The 17213-nt window shown below is 47.6% G+C and carries 18 protein-coding genes and 1 tRNA gene; 1 reads left to right on the top strand and 18 read right to left on the bottom strand.

Annotated features, from left to right (window positions below):
* The 15 genes from DWY89_RS11200 to DWY89_RS11125 form a co-directional block, all read right to left on the bottom strand.
* On the bottom strand, positions 1-1452 hold a 1452-nt coding region (locus tag DWY89_RS11200), incomplete at its 3' end, for a type IV secretory system conjugative DNA transfer family protein (protein WP_182434578.1).
* Positions 1452-1934 carry a PcfB family protein gene (locus tag DWY89_RS11195; protein ID WP_002304320.1) on the bottom strand — a complete coding sequence of 161 codons (483 nt, stop codon included), beginning with the start codon at positions 1932-1934 and terminating at the stop codon, positions 1452-1454. The genes DWY89_RS11200 and DWY89_RS11195, both read right to left, overlap by 1 nt.
* Positions 1935-1970: 36 nt before the next feature.
* Positions 1971-2282, bottom strand: coding sequence for a DUF5720 family protein (locus DWY89_RS11190; protein WP_002304317.1), 312 nt, complete (start codon positions 2280-2282; stop codon positions 1971-1973).
* 10 nt (positions 2283-2292) lie between these two features.
* The gene (locus DWY89_RS11185) at positions 2293-2934 is read right to left on the bottom strand and encodes a DUF3846 domain-containing protein (protein WP_002588969.1); all 642 of its coding nucleotides are present in this window, start codon (positions 2932-2934) and stop codon (positions 2293-2295) included.
* Positions 2935-2988: 54 nt separating this feature from the next.
* Positions 2989-3516, bottom strand: a complete 528-nt coding sequence (locus tag DWY89_RS11180; RefSeq protein ID WP_002304315.1) for a hypothetical protein — start codon at positions 3514-3516, stop codon at positions 2989-2991.
* Between the two features lie 8 nt (positions 3517-3524).
* Entirely contained in the window at positions 3525-4451 is a 927-nt protein-coding gene (locus tag DWY89_RS11175; protein ID WP_002304314.1) for a ParB/RepB/Spo0J family partition protein, read from the bottom strand.
* On the bottom strand, positions 4408-5235 hold the full coding sequence (locus DWY89_RS11170; RefSeq protein WP_002304313.1) for a ParA family protein: 828 nt from the start codon (positions 5233-5235) through the stop codon (positions 4408-4410). The genes DWY89_RS11175 and DWY89_RS11170 overlap by 44 nt, the downstream gene beginning before the upstream one ends.
* A 6-nt stretch (positions 5236-5241) precedes the next feature.
* Entirely contained in the window at positions 5242-6171 is a 930-nt protein-coding gene (locus DWY89_RS11165; RefSeq protein WP_002304312.1) for a DUF6017 domain-containing protein, read from the bottom strand.
* Positions 6168-6371 (bottom strand): hypothetical protein, encoded by a 204-nt coding sequence (locus DWY89_RS11160; protein WP_223385014.1) that lies wholly within the window; start codon positions 6369-6371, stop codon positions 6168-6170. The genes DWY89_RS11165 and DWY89_RS11160 overlap by 4 nt, the downstream gene beginning before the upstream one ends.
* 569 nt (positions 6372-6940) lie before the next feature.
* Positions 6941-7017 (bottom strand) — tRNA-Arg (locus DWY89_RS11150).
* Between the two features lie 611 nt (positions 7018-7628).
* A complete protein-coding gene (locus tag DWY89_RS11145) occupies positions 7629-8507 on the bottom strand; it encodes a DUF3881 family protein (protein ID WP_118524687.1) in 879 nt (292 codons plus the stop codon).
* A gap of 74 nt (positions 8508-8581) precedes the next feature.
* A complete protein-coding gene (locus DWY89_RS11140) occupies positions 8582-9085 on the bottom strand; it encodes a DUF4446 family protein (protein WP_107000950.1) in 504 nt (167 codons plus the stop codon).
* Positions 9086-9136: 51 nt separating this feature from the next.
* Positions 9137-10312, bottom strand: a complete 1176-nt coding sequence (locus DWY89_RS11135; RefSeq protein WP_118524686.1) for a ParB/RepB/Spo0J family partition protein — start codon at positions 10310-10312, stop codon at positions 9137-9139.
* Positions 10313-10389: 77 nt separating this feature from the next.
* Positions 10390-11160, bottom strand: coding sequence for an AAA family ATPase (locus DWY89_RS11130; RefSeq protein ID WP_107000951.1), 771 nt, complete (start codon positions 11158-11160; stop codon positions 10390-10392).
* A 158-nt stretch (positions 11161-11318) separates the two neighbouring features.
* A complete protein-coding gene (locus tag DWY89_RS11125; RefSeq protein WP_243022818.1) occupies positions 11319-11858 on the bottom strand; it encodes an HD domain-containing protein in 540 nt (179 codons plus the stop codon).
* A 716-nt stretch (positions 11859-12574) separates the two neighbouring features.
* On the opposite strand from DWY89_RS11125, the gene DWY89_RS11115 reads away from it, so the two are divergent.
* A complete protein-coding gene (locus DWY89_RS11115) occupies positions 12575-13525 on the top strand; it encodes an alpha/beta hydrolase (protein ID WP_022358786.1) in 951 nt (316 codons plus the stop codon).
* A 451-nt stretch (positions 13526-13976) separates the two neighbouring features.
* Here the strand turns inward: DWY89_RS11115 and DWY89_RS14740 are convergent, their stop codons facing one another.
* The 3 genes from DWY89_RS14740 to mnmG form a co-directional block, all read right to left on the bottom strand.
* Positions 13977-14105, bottom strand: a complete 129-nt coding sequence (locus tag DWY89_RS14740) for a hypothetical protein (RefSeq protein ID WP_270224374.1) — start codon at positions 14103-14105, stop codon at positions 13977-13979.
* A 94-nt stretch (positions 14106-14199) separates the two neighbouring features.
* Positions 14200-14967 carry a 16S rRNA (guanine(527)-N(7))-methyltransferase RsmG gene (gene rsmG, locus DWY89_RS11105; RefSeq protein ID WP_118471741.1) on the bottom strand — a complete coding sequence of 256 codons (768 nt, stop codon included), beginning with the start codon at positions 14965-14967 and terminating at the stop codon, positions 14200-14202.
* Positions 14968-15086: 119 nt separating this feature from the next.
* Entirely contained in the window at positions 15087-16994 is a 1908-nt protein-coding gene (mnmG, locus tag DWY89_RS11100) for a tRNA uridine-5-carboxymethylaminomethyl(34) synthesis enzyme MnmG (RefSeq protein ID WP_118493311.1), read from the bottom strand.
* Positions 16995-17213 lie beyond the last annotated feature (219 nt).

Here is a 17213-nt window from a genome sequence, read left to right as displayed (position 1 = left end):
GTTCATAATGTTGCGGAAAGGGGTAAAATCATCGTCCCCTCTGGCACTGTCCACGCCGTCATTGATGGCGATAAGGCGAACGCCACGCTGACGCAGGATTTCCATAATCTGACCGACTTTCAGATAGTCACGACCCATGCGGCTCATGTCCTTGATGCACAAATACTCCACATTCCCGGCTTCCACTTCTTTCATCATTGCTAAAAATCCGGGACGGTCAAAGCAAGTACCACTAATGCCATCGTCCGTGAAATGGACAATGTTTGTAAAGCCCTGCCGTGCGGCGAACTCCTCCAACATTGCCTTTTGATTGGATATGGAATTGCTCTCACGCTGTTGGTCATCATCTTTGCCAAAGTCATCACGGCTCAATCGCTCGTAAAGAGCTGTGATTTTCTCGTTTTTTCTCATAACTTGCGCTCCTTTCTTCGGTTTTAGGTTGTGTGTTCTAAGAGACTTCCCAACCGCTTGATTAAGAAGTCTTTTAGAGCATACAACACCGGCAGCCAGCTTGTATTTTTTATACTGACGGACTGCAAAGTGATTCGGCTTTTTCTTTTCCAGGGCTTCAAACATCAGATCCACCGGGTTCTGGAACTCCTCATCATCTTCCCGCACCTCCATTGCGTTCAGGAACTCAATCAGGGTGGAGAAATTCTGTTCCTCAACCGGAGCTTCATAGTGGATATATCCGATCAAGGCACAGTAGAGCAGCGTTTCCGCCTTCGTCCAGAACTCATCACCGGCTTTTCCATCACCCTTTGTGTTGGCAATCAGCGTTGTCACCAGTTTCAGAATGTCTTTTTCTGAATGGATATAGGCAAATGGGTTATAGTGCATCGACTTCTGAAAGTTGATGGTGTTGAAAATCTTGATGGTGTAGCCATGCTTCAAAAGGGCGTTGCCGCACTCAATCACGATGCTGCCTTTCGGGTCAGTGACCACATAGGAACTGTGCATCTGGAGAAGGTTTGGCTTCAACCAAAAGCGAGTTTTACCGGAACCCGAACCGCCGATAATCAGAACATTCTTATTTCGGGCATTGGCAGGATTCTTCGGGCGATTGCTCATCATCAGCCGCTCCGTTTTCGTCAGGATCACATTGTCCTCGAACTTTGGTGCAATAAACGGCTCAATATCTTTTGCCGTTCCCCAACGAGCAGAACCGTACTCAACATTGTGTCGGTACTTCTTTGCGTTTTTGCCTTTTAGATAGACAGCCAGCCGAAGTCCTGCGCCGCAGAGAATACCAATCAGCAAATCCAACGGGTGAAAGCTGGGAAACGGATTGTTCAGGGCTATCGGAAGGGCATGAAAAAAGCTGAGGATTTTCGCAGATGAATCTGCCCCCTCAGCCAATCTCCATGCTTCTCCTAAATTCGTAGCGAACAACCCTACCAGAAAATACGGTAAATTCAGAATCAGGAGCTTTTTCATTTTTCTCTTATCCATCACAGATCACGCTCCTGTTTCTTCTCTCGAACCTTCTTCGGAATCGCTGCGACAATTTCCTTGAACTTCTTCAGCTGCGCCAGAACGCTCGGCTTTTCATTCTTGGTTAATGCCCTTGCCTGATGTTCCTTGCAGATTGCATCCAAAGCATCTGCATCTTTAGAACGGACAAAAACAAGAAACCGGGGAGGATCAACGGACTTATCTTTTCTTACGGCAAAGTCCACGCCATACTTCTTGGCGAGCTTTTCAAAATCACGGATACTCTCTTTGTCGATCTCAACATTCGTAGCACCCTGATTCTGTCCCAAAAGCTGTTTCACGGATTGCTTTCCATGAACGGCAGGGTCTCGTGCCTTTTTCATCTTCACTTTTTCCCGGTGCTGCAAATACTTGCGGATACCGGCAATGATAGTGCGCCCCGTCAGCTTGGTTGTGCTGATCGCCAGGTTTACTGTTCTGTTTTCAACTTCTTCCTGCATGATTCATCACCTCCTGCAAGCAGTAGAGTGAACAGATTATCGTGCCATATCTCTGTGGTCGTAATACAGATTGCCCTTGGCAACTGCGGCATGGCTGATAATCTTGATATTGCCAGCTTTCTGGTTATCCAGAGCCTTCTGATAACCCACATCGCTCAAATACAGGCGATTTCTTTCGCCTTTCCAACCGACAGGCGATTCATCGGTCAGCACATCGAAAATAATCATGTGCTTGGTGGCGTCATCAAATCGTGCCAAGTCCATATAGGTATGTCCCTGGTACTCCTTGGCACCATCCTGAATCCGCTTTCGCTCCATCAGCTCTCCAATCGTCGAATTTCTTTGCATAAGAACCTCCTTACAGAACATCTCGGTCAGGGTTACTTTTGTGGGGAACCGAATCAGCTTTGACAGGTGCATCTTCTTTCTTCACCATGTCATCCGGCAGGGGAAGCGCCATAATGCTGCGCCCCATGCGTACAAAAGTCTCAGGCTGATGAAAGTGTTCCTCAAACTGCTTCATCAGTTCCGGGGACAGAGAACAAAAATCATCCTCGCCCAATCCCACAACCAGAAAATCACCGGCGATAATGTCATAAATATCGCCGTCATCATCACGCAGCGCACGGTTCAGTTCTTTGCCTACGAGTTTACCTTCGTCGTGCATCACCAGTGCAACCGGCTCATTGAACGGATAAGTTGCCTCAATATCGCCACCTACGGCTTTCTGCAAATCCTCCAGCTCACAGCCGATCTGCACAGCCTGCGGATACATGAACGGCTTTACCAGCAACACATTCATGGTATCTGCCTGTTCTTTCTGAACCTCCCGTTCCTCGGTCGTGCCGAACGCAACACCGGTAAAGTTTTCGGAGTCCAGAATGTACTCCGAATTGTAATAAGCGGCTCTAACCTGTTCCTCTGCCGCATCGTGAGATTCTGCTTGCACCGTAACCGTTTTCTCCAAGGTTTCGGTGATCTTCACATCGTATTCTTTCAAGTTTCGATACCTCCGTTTCTTTGGAAATAAGAAAAGCGACCATCCATGAACCTGTTACAGTTCATAAATAGTCGCATCCACATCGGCTAAAAGCTCGAACAAGCAAATATCGTCCAGTTCGCAAATCAGGGAACCCATGTCGAAGAAAATATCGTCCTCGCATTCCACCGTAGTAACCACGCTGCGGTGTTCGTTAAGACAAATGGCTTCTTCCTTGTCCATCGTGATCGTAGACATACAGGACACCACATAGAATGTCATATCTTCTGCTAACCACAGCTCCTTGCTCTGAATCGTGCGAACTTTTTCATCGCCGCTCATATCTTCTACATAGGACAGAAGCCGCACGGCTCTGCTGTTCAGAAGTACCTTTCCCTGATAGTCGATACCCTCACCAGCAGAGGACAATACTCGATACTCGCTAATCATCTCGGCATTTTTCTGAAACGACTTTGCCAGAAGCGCAGGAGAAATATCATCGAACTCCTCACTGTAGTTTACGAGCATATCTACCATATAATCAGGATCGCAAAGGTCGTAGAGTTCTTCCAAAGCGCCCTGAATGTTTTTGGGTGTAAACATTTTTTACCTTACCTTTCCATTGATTTTTCTCTTTTTTTCTGCCATTGCTCCAAAAGCTGAATGATTTTATCCTCCATCTGCTTGTTGGTATAGGACTTCGGGAAGTATTTTCGCAACGAATCCGTTTTGAAGGTTACTCTGTCCAGCTCTCCCTTCTTGATTTCATTCATAATCTCGCACATCGCATCCAGCGTACACTCGCCCTCCTGTGCGAGCTTTTTAATTCGCTGTGCTTGCGAAAGGGAAGGAGCTGCTTGAGCATAATCCATTGCAGAAAGAAAATCCTTCTGTTCTTCACTTGCCAGATAGGAAAGCTCCACCGCAGGATTGAATTTGATCTGACCCGTATCTACCATATCCAGCAGTTCCGGAATCAGTTCGGTCAGACGGATATAACGGTGTACCTGATTTCTGCTTTCTCCTGCCTCCTGACCGACTATATCCATTGCCTGCAACTTCATCCCAACTTGGGATGAAGTTAAATCGGTGCGTTGACCTTGATGTTTAATCGCATCCAGCTTCATCTTATAAGCAAATGCTCTTTCACTCGGCAGGATACTCTCCCTCTGCAAATTCGCATCAACCATCAAAATAATGGCTGCATCATCGTCCAGGTCACGAACAATCGCAGGCATGGTTTCCTTACCCGCAAGCTCCGATGCCCGGTGCCGCCTGTGACCAGAAACGATTTCATAACCACCGTCGGGGTCAGGACGGACAATCGCAGGAGTGAGAACTCCGAAATCTCGGACGCTCTCTGCCGTTTTCATCATTTCTTCATCATCAACCACACGGAAGGGGTGTCCCTCAAAGGGGTGTAGCTCAGAAAGCGGAATTTCCTGCACACGCTCCTGCTGGGCTTCAGCTCTGGATTGATCGGTGGAGAAAATATCATCGTACCCCTTCAAGCTGATGTTTGCGCCTTTTTTCTGCATTGTTTAACACCTCCTTCGTCAGAATTTTATAGGCTTCGGCAACTTTGCCTTTGGGATCATGCTTGAAGATACTGGTTCCCTCTGCGCTGATTTCCTCTGCACGGACAGAGCGGGGAATGTCGGTCTTGTAAACCTTCAGCTTTCCGCCGTAGCTCTCCCGAATCAGATTGCTGATGTCTTTGGAGTAGTTGGTGCGGCTGTCCACCATCGTCAGAAGAATCCCTTCAATCCTCAGTTTCGGGTTGATTTGCCTCTTGACCTTGTTGATGGTTCCAAGCAGCTGTTCCAGACCCTTTGCAGGAAGGTATGCTGCCTGAACCGGTATCAGCACATTGTCGGCAGCTGCCAACGCATTGACGGTCAGCATACCCAAAGACGGCATACAGTCAAGAAGAATGTAATCATAATTCTGTTTGACTGTATCCAGGTATTGCCGGAGAATGGTTTCCCGGCTCATGGCATTGACCAGTGCTACCTCCATACCTGAGAGTTCGATGTTGGACGGCACCAAATCAACGCCCTCCGGATGATGAAGAATCCCTTCATCGGGAGTAATAGGGTTTTCCATCATAATCTTTCCCATCAGATCGGAAAGTGTCGGAGACAGATCATCCGGGCAGGGATTGCCCAAACTGACCGTCAGGGAAGCCTGGGGATCGGTGTCTACCAGAAGCACCTTTTTTCCTTCAAGAGCCAAGCCAACGCCCAGATTCTCGGTGGTGGTGGTCTTTCCAGTGCCTCCTTTCTGATTGACCACCGCAATGATGGTTGCTTTTTTCGACATTTATCGTCACTCTCCTTCCTCTCGCTTCATTTTCAATTTCTTAAATCCTCCTTCCAAATATCCGTGTGACATATCGTGCCGAACAAGAGCATCGTAGTAGGTGTCTATTGTCGTCGGCGCATTGTATATCGTAGTCAGCATATACTGACGGATATTTCTAATCTTTGTGGTGTTCTCCTTGAAGCAGTCCATAACATATCGAATGTGTTCGGCATTCAGTTTCATAAACCGACTGCGGACAATTTCTGCCGGACGCTCCTCTGCACCAATGCGAATCAACGGTCGCTTCGTGCAAACTGTTTCAACGATCAACTCCAGAATGTTATCCAGCATTTCGGAATCGTAAGGGTAATCCTTCTTCAACAAATCCATACTGAGCTGATCCGAGAAATAATCAAAGTATTCTTGATACCGGTCATTCTCGTCCATCATTCCACCATTTCCGGAAGGAAAGATAGAATCAGTATCACTAAATTCAGTATTTTTAATATCAGTATTATTACATTGTGATTTCGGAAGTTCTTGAGTTGTGATTTCCATTGTTCCAGAATTGTGATTTTCACAATTCAAGAGTTGTGAATCCACAGCAGAGATAAAGTTCTTCACATAGATCAGGTTGGGCTTTCCCAAACCCTGGCGCTTACGTTCAATCAATCCTGCTTTCTTCTCAAGTTCACTGAGCAGCTTGATAGCCTTTTGTTCAGCACAGTTCAGAGCCATCTTCGCTTCGTCGATTGTAAAAATGATATACACTCTACCGTTTTTATCTATCCAACCATTCTTGGCAGACAGGCTCATGCGGTCAAGCAAAATGCCATACAGCATCTTGGCATCGGCAGAAATATTCCAGAACCTCTCGTTCGTGAACAACACCTTCGGAACTCGATAGAATGTGAATAGATCGGATTGCTGACCGTAAAAATAATCAAAACTCACACGGCTTCACCACCTTCTTTCTGCGGAAAACTTTCTGTTGTCAGCGGAATGCTGCGGAAAGTCGTATCCGTCTTTTCGTAAGGACATCGGGCAAAATAGTAGAAGCGGTATTCCTGTTCATACACATCCATATCAACGAAGCCCCACTTCACGCATAACCTTCTTCGTACACCAACCAATGCACGGGTGATCTCGCCCATAGGGACAGCCATCACATTCCGACTTGGGTTTCGGCGGCAAAGAGATTAAGTAGTAGCAATTATTTCTACCCAGACGGCAGCCCTTTCTGCCATTCGTCCAGAAGTAGCAGTAATGACAGTCGCTCGGCTTGTCTGCGGTATAAACAGGCTTGCTCAAATAAAACACCTCCAATCTCTTGTATTTGCCCATGGGTTTGGGCATAAAAAAAGAGCGCCTATCCATCCCCAATGCGGGGCAAATAGACGCTCTATGTACATAACGATATTTAATTTTATCTGCTATAACTGCATGGTATTCAAAACATCCGCCTTTTTTGATTAGCTGGATTTTTGGCACGATTTTGGGGCTGATTAGCAGGAAGGGCATTTTCATTAGCAAGAACAGCCCGTTTTCTGCTAAAAATTAGCTGGCGATTTTGTCTTATAACAACCGTTCGATTCTGGAGGGGTTGTCAAAAATCAAATTTTGGAGTAGAATTTTATCTCATACAGTGAAAGAGCTTTTTCGTAGCTTTTTATATAAGAAAAGCCGAAAACCCTTGAAAACAAAGGCTTTCGGCGTTGTTCACTGGCGTCCATAAGAGGATTTGAACCTCCGACCCCACGCTTAGGAGGCGTGTGCTCTATCCAGCTGAGCTATATGGACGTGTCTGATATATGATTATAGCCCGATCAAAGTCGAACTGCAATCCCTTATTTAGTTTTTTTTGAGGTGGCCGTTGTAACGCAACCTTAGGAGGCGAACGCTCTATCCTGCTGAGCTACAGAGACATCTATTCAATTAAAATTGGTAACGATCACTTTTCATCGTAAGGCGGCCGGTAGAGCATAACCTTAGGAGGCGCTTGTTATATCCATTTAACTATGGGAACAAATGCCGTATTTTCGGGCTTTTTCAGCCTTTTCGGTCACGGCGACCAACTTTATGAACTCAATCACTTTCGTGATGAATTATCTCTTTCTTATCTCTTCTGATTTTTCAGATTTCGCTTCCTTAAGTGATCCTCAAACGCTACCCTTTTTCTTCAAAAAGGTTCCGCCATGGTTCTACCTTAGGAGGCGAACGCTCTATCCTACTGAGCTACAGAGATTTATATGTTTCACGTGAAACATATATCGTATTTTCATACTGCATTTTATTATAATTCATTTTCATGTGTTCCGCAACTATTTTCTCTTCCTGCCTGCTCCGTATGTAATTTCTGTGTAACTGTTCACGGGTAGGCACTTTGGGAAGCGACGATTTTTTATAGGCATTTACGCAAAATGAGCCGTTCCCATCATCCATATTTTTCCTTTAAACCGACGTCCCGGAAGCGGTTCTCCAAGCAGGTCCATCTTATTGATACCTACGCGGAAATACAGCTCGTTGCATTCCACCTTGAGATCATAGATTTCCTCGCCGGTAAACCGGTTTTTCTTACATACAACCTCTTTGATCTCGCCTAAAATCGAATACTGATCGCACTCGATCCCGCTTGGCATAAAAGTTGTATCGACGATCGAATAAATATCCTCTCTCGTCGCCCGGCGCGATGCCATCGAATAGAGATCCAGATCCTCGATTGTTAAGGACTCCATCGCATCCTCGTCGCCATTTTTTGCCGCTTCCAAAAGTTCATCCCGGTTTTTCGCCGCCACTTTGGCTTTTTCAATCTGCAGCGCCGTCTTTTTGATCGGAAGAAGCACCTTGCCCCGATTGGCAAATCCTGCCAGGCTGACCGAAGTCACCTGTAAGCGCTCGCGCTCTTTCCGGTAACACTCCCTGTATTCGATCGGATTCAAGAGATAAAAGATCAGCGAAAGCCCTACCTTATACTCATCCAGAAGCCCCGCATAGGTTTCCTTCTCCGTATGACGCTGAATGGAACATTCTGCCCGCGAGGTTACCTCCTCGTTCAGGATATAGGGATAATAATACTCTATCTCCATCTCATCCTGCTCATTCAGCTCCCCATACATCGCCACGCCGATCCCCGGCGCAACTTCTGTCTTGATCTCATATAATTCGGTCTCCCTGTCAAGCTGAAGACAGCTGGAGGTTCCCGCCTCTCTCGCCAGACAGCGAAGCAGGGCACGGATGTCCTTCTTCTTCTGATACATACTAAATCCGGCAGCTCGCAAAAAACGATGCATATTGACTCCTTCTAACTACAATCCGCAGCTGCTGCCAACACATACAGCCGCCTCATTTCTATCCTTTATTTTCTTTACTTATACCCAAGCGCACGCTCCAGTGCTTCCTTCTCTTCACTTCCTAAAAGCACCTCGGTCTTGCCCTCTACGACATCCTTCAGATACAGGTAACAGCCTTCACGGCTGTGAACAGAATTCAGCACAAATCCCGTGTTGTTATCATCCAGCATGGCAATGACAAAACTCAGATTGCCGCCCATGCCCTTAAACGCATTGTACTTGACAATACCGGTTTTCTGGTATCCAGCCTGCGCCTTGGAGACAACCGAATCCACCAGGCGTTTTGTATCTCCGTCCTTTGCCCGCAGATACTCGGTCTCATCCACCAGTTCCATGATCGTGTCTTCGAGCGTCTCCGCATCTTTTCCCCGCATAAACATATCATATCTGCGATACAACTTCCTATACTGCGAAAAACAGATGACGGACGCAATAAATGATATGAGTGTCAGGATCGCCAGAACGATCACGATAACCCCCGGATCGATGCCAATCCCGCTAAAAATACTGCTCTCCATCTTTCATTCCTCATTTCCCATCATCCGTCCCCTGGGACGAATTTTGTGTGATTACTGTCTTAATGACTCCAAAAGCTCAATCAGACGTTCCAGTTCCGCTGATGAATAGTATTCGATCTCGATTCTGCCTTTATTCTTATCCTTGCGGTTGATCGAAACCTTCGTTCCCATAACTCCTTTCAGCTTCTCTTCCACATCCTTGAAAAAGACCTCCATATCGCGTTCCGACTCTGCTTTCTTTTTCGCCTTTTTCGGCTTCAAAAGCTCTTTCACCAGACGCTCGACCTCGCGGACGCTCAAATGATTTTCTACTGTTTTAAGCGCCAACTGGTACTGTTTTTCACCATCTTCCAGCGAAAGAAGCGATCTTGCATGACCTCCGGTAAGCCGGTCCTGAATCAGCATCTCCTGCACTCTCTCATCCAGTTTCAAAAGACGCATGCTGTTCGTGATCGTCGCACGGTTCTTCGCTACGCGCTCTGCCACGTCCTCCTGACGCAGCCCAAACTCCTGAATCAGCATCTGGTAGGCTTTCGCCTCCTCAATCGGATTTAAATCTGCACGCTGTACATTCTCGATCAGGGCGATCTCCATCGTCTGCTGTCTCGTATACTCGCGCACGATCACCGGAACTTCCCGAAATCCTGCCAGTTTGGCAGCTCTCCACCGGCGCTCTCCGGCAATCAGCTCATAACGATCGCCCTTTTTCTGAACCAGAAGCGGCTGCAGCACGCCGTAACGGCGGATGGATTCTGCCAGCTCTCCGAGCTGTTCTTCATCAAACATCTTACGCGGCTGGCTGACATTTGGCTCAATCTCCGAAATATTTAGAAATTTCTCTTTTTCCACCTCAACGATCTTTACGACCGGCTCCGCTTTTGCCGTCTGTGTCTTCGATTTTGCCGCCGTCTCCCCGGCTGTGCGGGTTTTTCCTTCTGTCGTCGTCTTTCCGGATGCCTTTGCAACTCCCACACGGCTGCCTTTTCCCACTGTTTTCGCAGCTGTCTTTCCGGCAGACGCCGATTTTTTCTGTTTTTTAGATCCCGGAAGCACCATATCCAGCTCTTCCAGGCTCTTTTTCTCTATCTCCTGTTCCGTCTCACGAACGGAAGTCTTTTTTCCGGCTTCATCCGATGGCTTTGCGCTGCTTTTTCCCGCTTCTGCATCCTCGTAATCATTTCCAAAAAAAGCTCCCAGTCCTCTGCCAAGCCCCGTTCTCTTTGACATTTCCTTCCTCCTCACGAACCTCCCGACGCCCCCGGCAGGCATCCTTTCTGAATTTCACTTCACCGTTATTTTCCTGCCTACAGCTCTTCTCCCCGGCTGATCACCTCTGCTGCCAGCAGACGGTAGCTCTCTGCACCGGTCGAACGGCTGTCGTACAGGTTGATCGGCATTCCGTGGCTCGGCGCCTCCGCCAGTCGCACATTTCTCGGTATGATCGTCTTGTAAATCCGCTCATTTAAGTTCTGTTTTACATTCTCTACGACCTGCAGGGAGAGATTCGTTCTCGCATCATACATGGTAAATACCACGCCCTCCAGCTCCAGCGACGGATTCATCTTTTTCCGGACCAGACCAATCGTCCGGAGTACCTGGCTCAATCCTTCCAGCGCATAATATTCGCACTGGATTGGCACCAGCACCGTATCTGCCGCTACCAGCGCATTGATCGTCAAAAGACTCAGCGACGGCGGGCAGTCGATGATAATAAAATCATACTGATCGCGGATTGTCTCCAGATAACCGTTTAACACCGACTCTTTATTTTCCACATCCAGAAGTTCAATCTCAGCTCCTGCCAGATTCGAATCCGAAGGAAGAACATCCAGATTTTCCTGAACATCGCGCATCAGACAGTCCTCCAGTGTGCAATCGCCCAAAAGCAGCTCATAGACTGTATCTTCAATCTGTTCTTTTTCCAATCCCAAACCAGTGGTTGCATTTCCCTGCGGATCAAAATCGATCGTCAGAACCCTCTGTCCCGCCTCTGCCAGGCATGCCGACAGGTTGATCGCCGTTGTCGTTTTACCTACGCCGCCCTTCTGATTTGCAATCGCAATCGTTCGTCCCATACCGTATTCCTTCCATTTCCTCGGTTTTATCTCACATGAAAGACAGGAAAAAGCCTTCCCGCAGGCATCCGCACAGCGATTTCCAGCTTTTTCCCGTTCTTGTCTTGCCTAATAGTATAACACACTTAAAACTCATTTCCTACTTTTTTAGAAAAATTTCATTTAAAATGTTTCACGTGAAACATCGGCCCCACCGTCTCCCCCAGAGCACACCATTTATCTGCCAGACACACAATCCATGCCTCGCGGCACTGAGGCGGCACCGGTATCAGCGGAAACATATGACGTGCGATGATATTTTTTTCCTTCCAATTTAAATGGTAATCTCTCTGTGCATTTCCAAGCGCTGTTTTCGGGTGACGGAAGCCGTGCAGGCGGTGCGAGGAATCCTTCTGATGCCAGTCATACAAAAAATAATCGTGCAGCAGTGCCCCTCTCACAAGTGATTTTGGTTCCAAGCGAATCTGCCACCGTTCCATCATCCAAAGGCTTGTGTAGGCAACATTGAGGCTGTGGCGGTAAATGGATGTCGTACCATGCTGCATCGCCAGCTTCTCCTCGTCTAAGCGCCCTTCCTGCTTCAGTTCGCGTATCGTTTCCGCCAGCAGCCGCTGCCTGCCCGCCGACAACTGAAAAGATTTCTCTGTCTTCCGTTCCATACGATGCTGAAAGCATAACTTATTTTCCTTCTTTATCATATCGCGCATTTCTTTCCCCATCGATTGATTTTTTGATACGTGAACATTATAATGAATTTAATATTGATTTTCAATGAAATTTTGTTTACATAAAATGGCATGTTCATAACTGTTCACAGGTAGAAATTTTCCAAACTGAAAATTCCGAACGCTACAGTTCTGGTTGCAGATTTTTCCGATTTGAAATGCGAAGCATCGGCAAAATCCCGTTACTTGGGCACACATCTGTGAACAGATATTCTGTGAAAAAACGCTGGAAATAGCTGAACTGGAATACAGGAAAATATGATATAATGAGCGCAAGTGAGCCAGAAAGCTGCTTGCAGATTTATGGCGAACGGCGAATGGCGATCACGATAGCTGCGTCAGCAGCGGTAAGCATCGAAGATGCGAATCGTGATATAATGAGCGCAGAAGAAAAGAATGCGGCTGCGAAGCAGACATATTCTTTTCTTGCGCCATTAAGGAACGAACAGCCATGCGAAGCAGGGCGGTAGAGCGCGATAGCGCGGGTTCGTGAGTGGACGGGTGAGAATACGTTCATATGATATATATGAACACTTAGCGATGCATTTTCGATCCTAGTGCGAGTCATACCTAAATACTTAATGAAGCCAAGACAAAGGCGATAGCTGAATTTAGTATTTATGGTATAATAGAATTACTTGATGAGATATTTTCGAGTTTAATTTTTCGATTCAAAAGGAGTTTTCTATATGAACACAAAAAACAAGATCATGACCTGCCTGATGCTGTCCGCCGGCGGCGCAGTTTCACTGGCACTTTTAAATAAATATATTCAATTTTCTGCCACCTCCCGCGGTCTGACCCGGGAAGAGAATTCTCTCTGCTACAAATGGCGGCTGGGAAATATCTACTATACAAAATGCGGTTCCGGAAAACCGCTTCTGTTGATTCACGATCTGCACTTTGCATCGAGCGGCTATGAGTGGGAATCCATCCGCGAACAGCTCAGCCGCTCCTACACCGTCTACACGCTCGACCTTCTCGGCTGCGGACGTTCCGAGAAGCCGAACCTGACCTACACAAATTACCTGTTCGTCCAGCTGATCTGTGATTTTATCAAATCTGAGATCGGACATCGGACCAACATTCTCTCCACCGGTGATTCAGCGGCACTGTCTATCATGGCGTGCAGCAACTCTCCAGAACTGTTTGATCAGATCATGCTCATCAACCCGAGCAGCCTTACCGACTGTTGTCAGCTTCCGGGTAAAAATGCCAAGCTTTATAAGCTTCTTCTGGATCTCCCGCTGGCTGGAACGCTCATTTACCACATTGCGTGCAGCCGCTCTATGATCGAAGAGGCATTCCGCACCAAATATTTTTACAATCCGTATACCGTAAAACCGGTTCAGATCGACCGCAGCCACGAAGCCGCACATCTCGGTGAATGTCCAAAAGCGATCTTCTCCAGTATTGAATGCCGCTATACCAAGTGCAATATTTCCAATGCTCTCAGGAAGATCGACAACAGCATCTTCATCATCGGCGGTTCCGAGGAACCGATGATCGAGGCGACGATTCAGGATTACAAGATTTATAATTCCGCAATCGAGTCCTCTATCATCCCAAAGACCAAACATCTGCCGCAGTTAGAACAGCCGGATGCCGTGATGGATGCGATCCATATGTTTTTTTCTTAAAAAAGGATAATGCGTATGCATACCGCGGAGCGTTTTTTCGTCATAGGACGAAGCTTATTACTGTTCACGCATACGTGCCCAGTAACGGAATTTGCCGCATTTAAATACGGCAAATTCCTGCTGCCACCACGTTTTCTTACGGCACTTTCGGTTCCAAAAGTGCCTACCCAGCAACAGCTACTCTCTCTTTCCCACATCTCCATAAAAATTGCTTTTTCATACTCATGCCATGATGCAGATACCATTTTTCCAGTATCTTTCATATTCACAGCGTCATCCTTCCGTACGCCTTGTTTGTTTCTTCTTGATAGGAACGGTCCTAATGTTTCATCCAGGTCCCGCCGCACTATCTATATACAAACAAAACCCCCGGAATGCTCCTCTTTATTCTACATTATTCCCACTCGATCTCCTCGGCTTTCGCACAAAAACTATATTCTGTAACGAAAACTCAAATTTTATAAATTTTCCCTATTATCTTCAGCTCTGCCATCGCCTCTACCTGCTTCTCCAGATTTCCTCTGTCATATGCCTGATACGGCTTCTGGAACACAATCTTCCAGGACAAATATTCAGTCATATATTTTTGTTTAAACCCCGCCTATATGAAAAAGAAAGACTGCATACCCTACGTGTTCCATATACAGTCTTTCTCTATCTACCTTTTGATTGCTTTATTTCAGCGGCTCCCGCGACGGCGTTCCCGCTTTTCTCGGATACTTCTTTCCCGTCCTCTCTGTCTTATGAATCCGGACCAGGTTACGCTCATCCTCATTGGCAAGGTGGAAGGAAATCACATCCTCCAGCTCGCCGCCCAGCTTGCGGATCGCACCTTTTCCCGTCTTCATCTCTTCCTCCAGTTTGCCTGATTTGTACGGTACAAACCAGCCTCCCACCTTGACAAATGGCAGGCAGTATTCCGACAGCGTGGACAGATTTGCCACCGCGCGTGAAACGCAGAAATCAAATGTTTCACGTGAAACATTATCATGTGCCGCATCCTCCGCCCGTCCGTGAACCGCCTGAATTTTTTCCAGTTCCAATGCCTGAATTACCTCGTTCAGAAAGTTGATCCGCTTATTTAAGGAATCGAGAAGCGTGACCTTTAAATTTGGAAATGCAATCTTTAACGGGATACCCGGAAATCCAGCTCCCGTTCCAACATCGATCAACGTATACTCTTTCTCTGCCAGATCCGGCACCGCTTTCACAAGTGCCAGACTATCCGAAAAATGTTTGGTCACAACTTCCTTCTGTTCCGTGATCGCTGTCAGATTCACCATCGTATTCCAATGAATCAACAGTTCATAGTAATCGTAGAACTGCTTGATCTGGTGTTCATTTAACGTGACGCCCATCTCCTGCGCTTCTTTCTGAAGCTGCTCGGTAAAGTCTGCCGGAGGCAGAACCACACCGCTTTCTACTTTATTTTCTTCTGCCATAAATATATCCTTTATGATATGTTCTATTTTTTCTCAGGTTCTTATCTATCTTACATTTTGAGTTGCTGCAATGCGTTTACCTGTTTCCATGCAGTCTCTGAATCCGCTCGTTTCTATATTTACAGTTCTTTCTTCTCTTCCCCATGTCCCGCATGGCGGCTCTGCTCTAAGTGTACCAGCAGCACCGAAATATCCGCCGGTGACACGCCCGCGATTCGGGATGCCTGACCGATATTTGCCGGTTTATAGAGATTTAATTTCTGTACTGCCTCACGGCGCAGGCTTCCGACCGTGGAATAGTCGAAGTTTTCATCCAGCTTCCGGCTCTCCATCTTCTTGAACTGTGCAACCTGCTGCAGCTGGCGGCGGATATAGCCGTCATACTTGATGTTGATGTTGATCTGCTCGATCACATCTTCCGGAAGTTCCGGACGGTTCGGATCCAGCTCTGCCAGTGCTTCATAGCTTAACTCCGGACGGCGTACCAGCTCTGCCAGCGTTGCCGCGGTCTTGAGCGGGGTGCTTCCGTGGCGCTCTAAAAATTCCTGCACTTCTTTTCCAGCGCCAATGTTGATCTTCTCCAGACGCTTTGCCTCTTCCTCGATCATTTTTTCTTTCCAGAGGACACGCTCATACATCGCATCACTGACCAGTCCAATCTCATGCCCGATCGGGGAAAGACGCAGATCCGCGTTGTCCTGACGCAAAAGCAGGCGGTATTCCGCACGCGACGTCATCATCCGGTACGGTTCATGGTTTTCTTTGGTAACCAGATCGTCGATCAAGACACCGATATACGCCTGGGAACGGTCGAGGATGATCGGTTCTTTTCCCAGCACTTCGCGCGCCGCATTGACACCCGCCATAAAGCCCTGTACCGCCGCTTCCTCATAACCGGAGCTTCCGTTAAACTGACCGCCGCTGAACAATCCCCGGATCGCCTTAAATTCCAGCGATGCCTTTAACTGGCGTGCATTGATACAATCGTACTCAATTGCATATGCATTTCGAACAATTTTTACATTTTCGAGTCCCGGCACGGTACGGTACATCGCGTACTGCACATCCTCCGGCAGGGAACTGGACATACCGCCCAGATACATTTCATTCGTATAAATTCCCTCCGGCTCGACAAAAACCTGATGACGGTTCTTATCTGGAAATTTTACCACCTTATCCTCGATCGATGGACAGTAACGCGGACCTGTTCCCTCGATCGCGCCCGAAAAGAGGGGCGATCGATCCAGGTTGTTGCGGATGATCTCATGTGTTTTCTCATTGGTATAGGTCAGCCAGCAGGACACCTGCTCCTTCTGCACCGACTCCGGATCGGTGGAAAAAGAAAATGGCACAACCCTCTCATCGCCGAACTGCTCTTCCATCTTAGAAAAATCGATGCTGCGCTTATCAACACGCGCCGGTGTGCCCGTCTTGAAACGGAACATCTCGATTCCCAGCTTTTTCAGGGAATCTGTCAGATGGTTTGCCGCCTGCAGACCATTCGGTCCGGTCGGATTGCTCACATCACCATAGATACATCTCGCTTTCAGGTACGTTCCCGTTGCCAGCACCACCGCCTTGCAGTAATACGTCGCGCCGGAGTACGTTTTCAGTCCTTTGATCTGACCTTCTTCCACGATCAGCTCTGCCACCTCTCCCTGACGGATCGTCAGGTGATCGGTATTTTCCATGGTACGGCGCATCTGGCGGGTGTATTCCTGCTTGTCCGCCTGCGCGCGGAGCGAATGCACCGCCGGTCCCTTAGACTGGTTGAGCATCTTGGACTGTATAAAGGTTTTATCTATATTTTTTCCCATCTCGCCGCCGAGCGCATCCAGCTCGCGCACCAAGTGGCCCTTCGAGCTTCCGCCGACATTCGGGTTGCACGGCATCAGGGCGATGCTGTCCACGCTGACGGTAAACACGATCGTCTCGAGTCCCAGTCTCGCGCTTGCCAGCGCCGCCTCACAGCCGGCGTGTCCCGCCCCGACGACCGCTACATCATAATTTTCTGTTAAACAGGGCATGTTTCCTCTTTCCTCTCTATCTCTGCGTTCTATTCAAGTCGAACGTCCGTGAGACTTGGCGCGTGATTCTGGTCAGCGTAAGCTGACATATTCTTTACAGAATCACTGCGCATCCTCGCGGAGCGTTTATCTCAGTCGGAGACAAGGCTTCCACCGAGACAAATTTGCTATTACTCACCACCTGAAGAGGTGGGAGTCTTCTCGACTGAGATAAACGCT

The organism is Clostridium sp. AF27-5AA (assembly GCF_003478415.1).
Classification (GTDB): domain Bacteria; phylum Bacillota; class Clostridia; order Lachnospirales; family Lachnospiraceae; genus Otoolea; species Otoolea fessa.
The sequence above is the reverse complement of the archived record's forward strand: the minus strand, read 5'-3'. Positions and strand labels throughout refer to the sequence as shown.

Coding starts and splice junctions, on each gene's coding strand:
- mnmG (WP_118493311.1), bottom strand. CDS start 16,994: ATGCCCTGTTTAACAGAAAATTATGATGTAGCGGTCGTCGGGGCGGGA.
- DWY89_RS11170 (WP_002304313.1), bottom strand. CDS start 5,235: ATGTCGAAAAAAGCAACCATCATTGCGGTGGTCAATCAGAAAGGAGGC.
- DWY89_RS11160 (WP_223385014.1), bottom strand. CDS start 6,371: ATGGGCGAGATCACCCGTGCATTGGTTGGTGTACGAAGAAGGTTATGC.
- DWY89_RS11135 (WP_118524686.1), bottom strand. CDS start 10,312: ATGTCAAAGAGAACGGGGCTTGGCAGAGGACTGGGAGCTTTTTTTGGA.
- DWY89_RS14740 (WP_270224374.1), bottom strand. CDS start 14,105: ATGACTGAATATTTGTCCTGGAAGATTGTGTTCCAGAAGCCGTATCAG.
- DWY89_RS11195 (WP_002304320.1), bottom strand. CDS start 1,934: ATGCAGGAAGAAGTTGAAAACAGAACAGTAAACCTGGCGATCAGCACA.
- DWY89_RS11145 (WP_118524687.1), bottom strand. CDS start 8,507: ATGCATCGTTTTTTGCGAGCTGCCGGATTTAGTATGTATCAGAAGAAG.
- DWY89_RS11140 (WP_107000950.1), bottom strand. CDS start 9,085: ATGGAGAGCAGTATTTTTAGCGGGATTGGCATCGATCCGGGGGTTATC.
- DWY89_RS11125 (WP_243022818.1), bottom strand. CDS start 11,858: ATGATAAAGAAGGAAAATAAGTTATGCTTTCAGCATCGTATGGAACGG.
- DWY89_RS11180 (WP_002304315.1), bottom strand. CDS start 3,516: ATGTTTACACCCAAAAACATTCAGGGCGCTTTGGAAGAACTCTACGAC.
- rsmG (WP_118471741.1), bottom strand. CDS start 14,967: ATGGCAGAAGAAAATAAAGTAGAAAGCGGTGTGGTTCTGCCTCCGGCA.
- DWY89_RS11115 (WP_022358786.1), top strand. CDS start 12,575: ATGAACACAAAAAACAAGATCATGACCTGCCTGATGCTGTCCGCCGGC.
- DWY89_RS11190 (WP_002304317.1), bottom strand. CDS start 2,282: ATGCAAAGAAATTCGACGATTGGAGAGCTGATGGAGCGAAAGCGGATT.
- DWY89_RS11175 (WP_002304314.1), bottom strand. CDS start 4,451: ATGCAGAAAAAAGGCGCAAACATCAGCTTGAAGGGGTACGATGATATT.
- DWY89_RS11130 (WP_107000951.1), bottom strand. CDS start 11,160: ATGGGACGAACGATTGCGATTGCAAATCAGAAGGGCGGCGTAGGTAAA.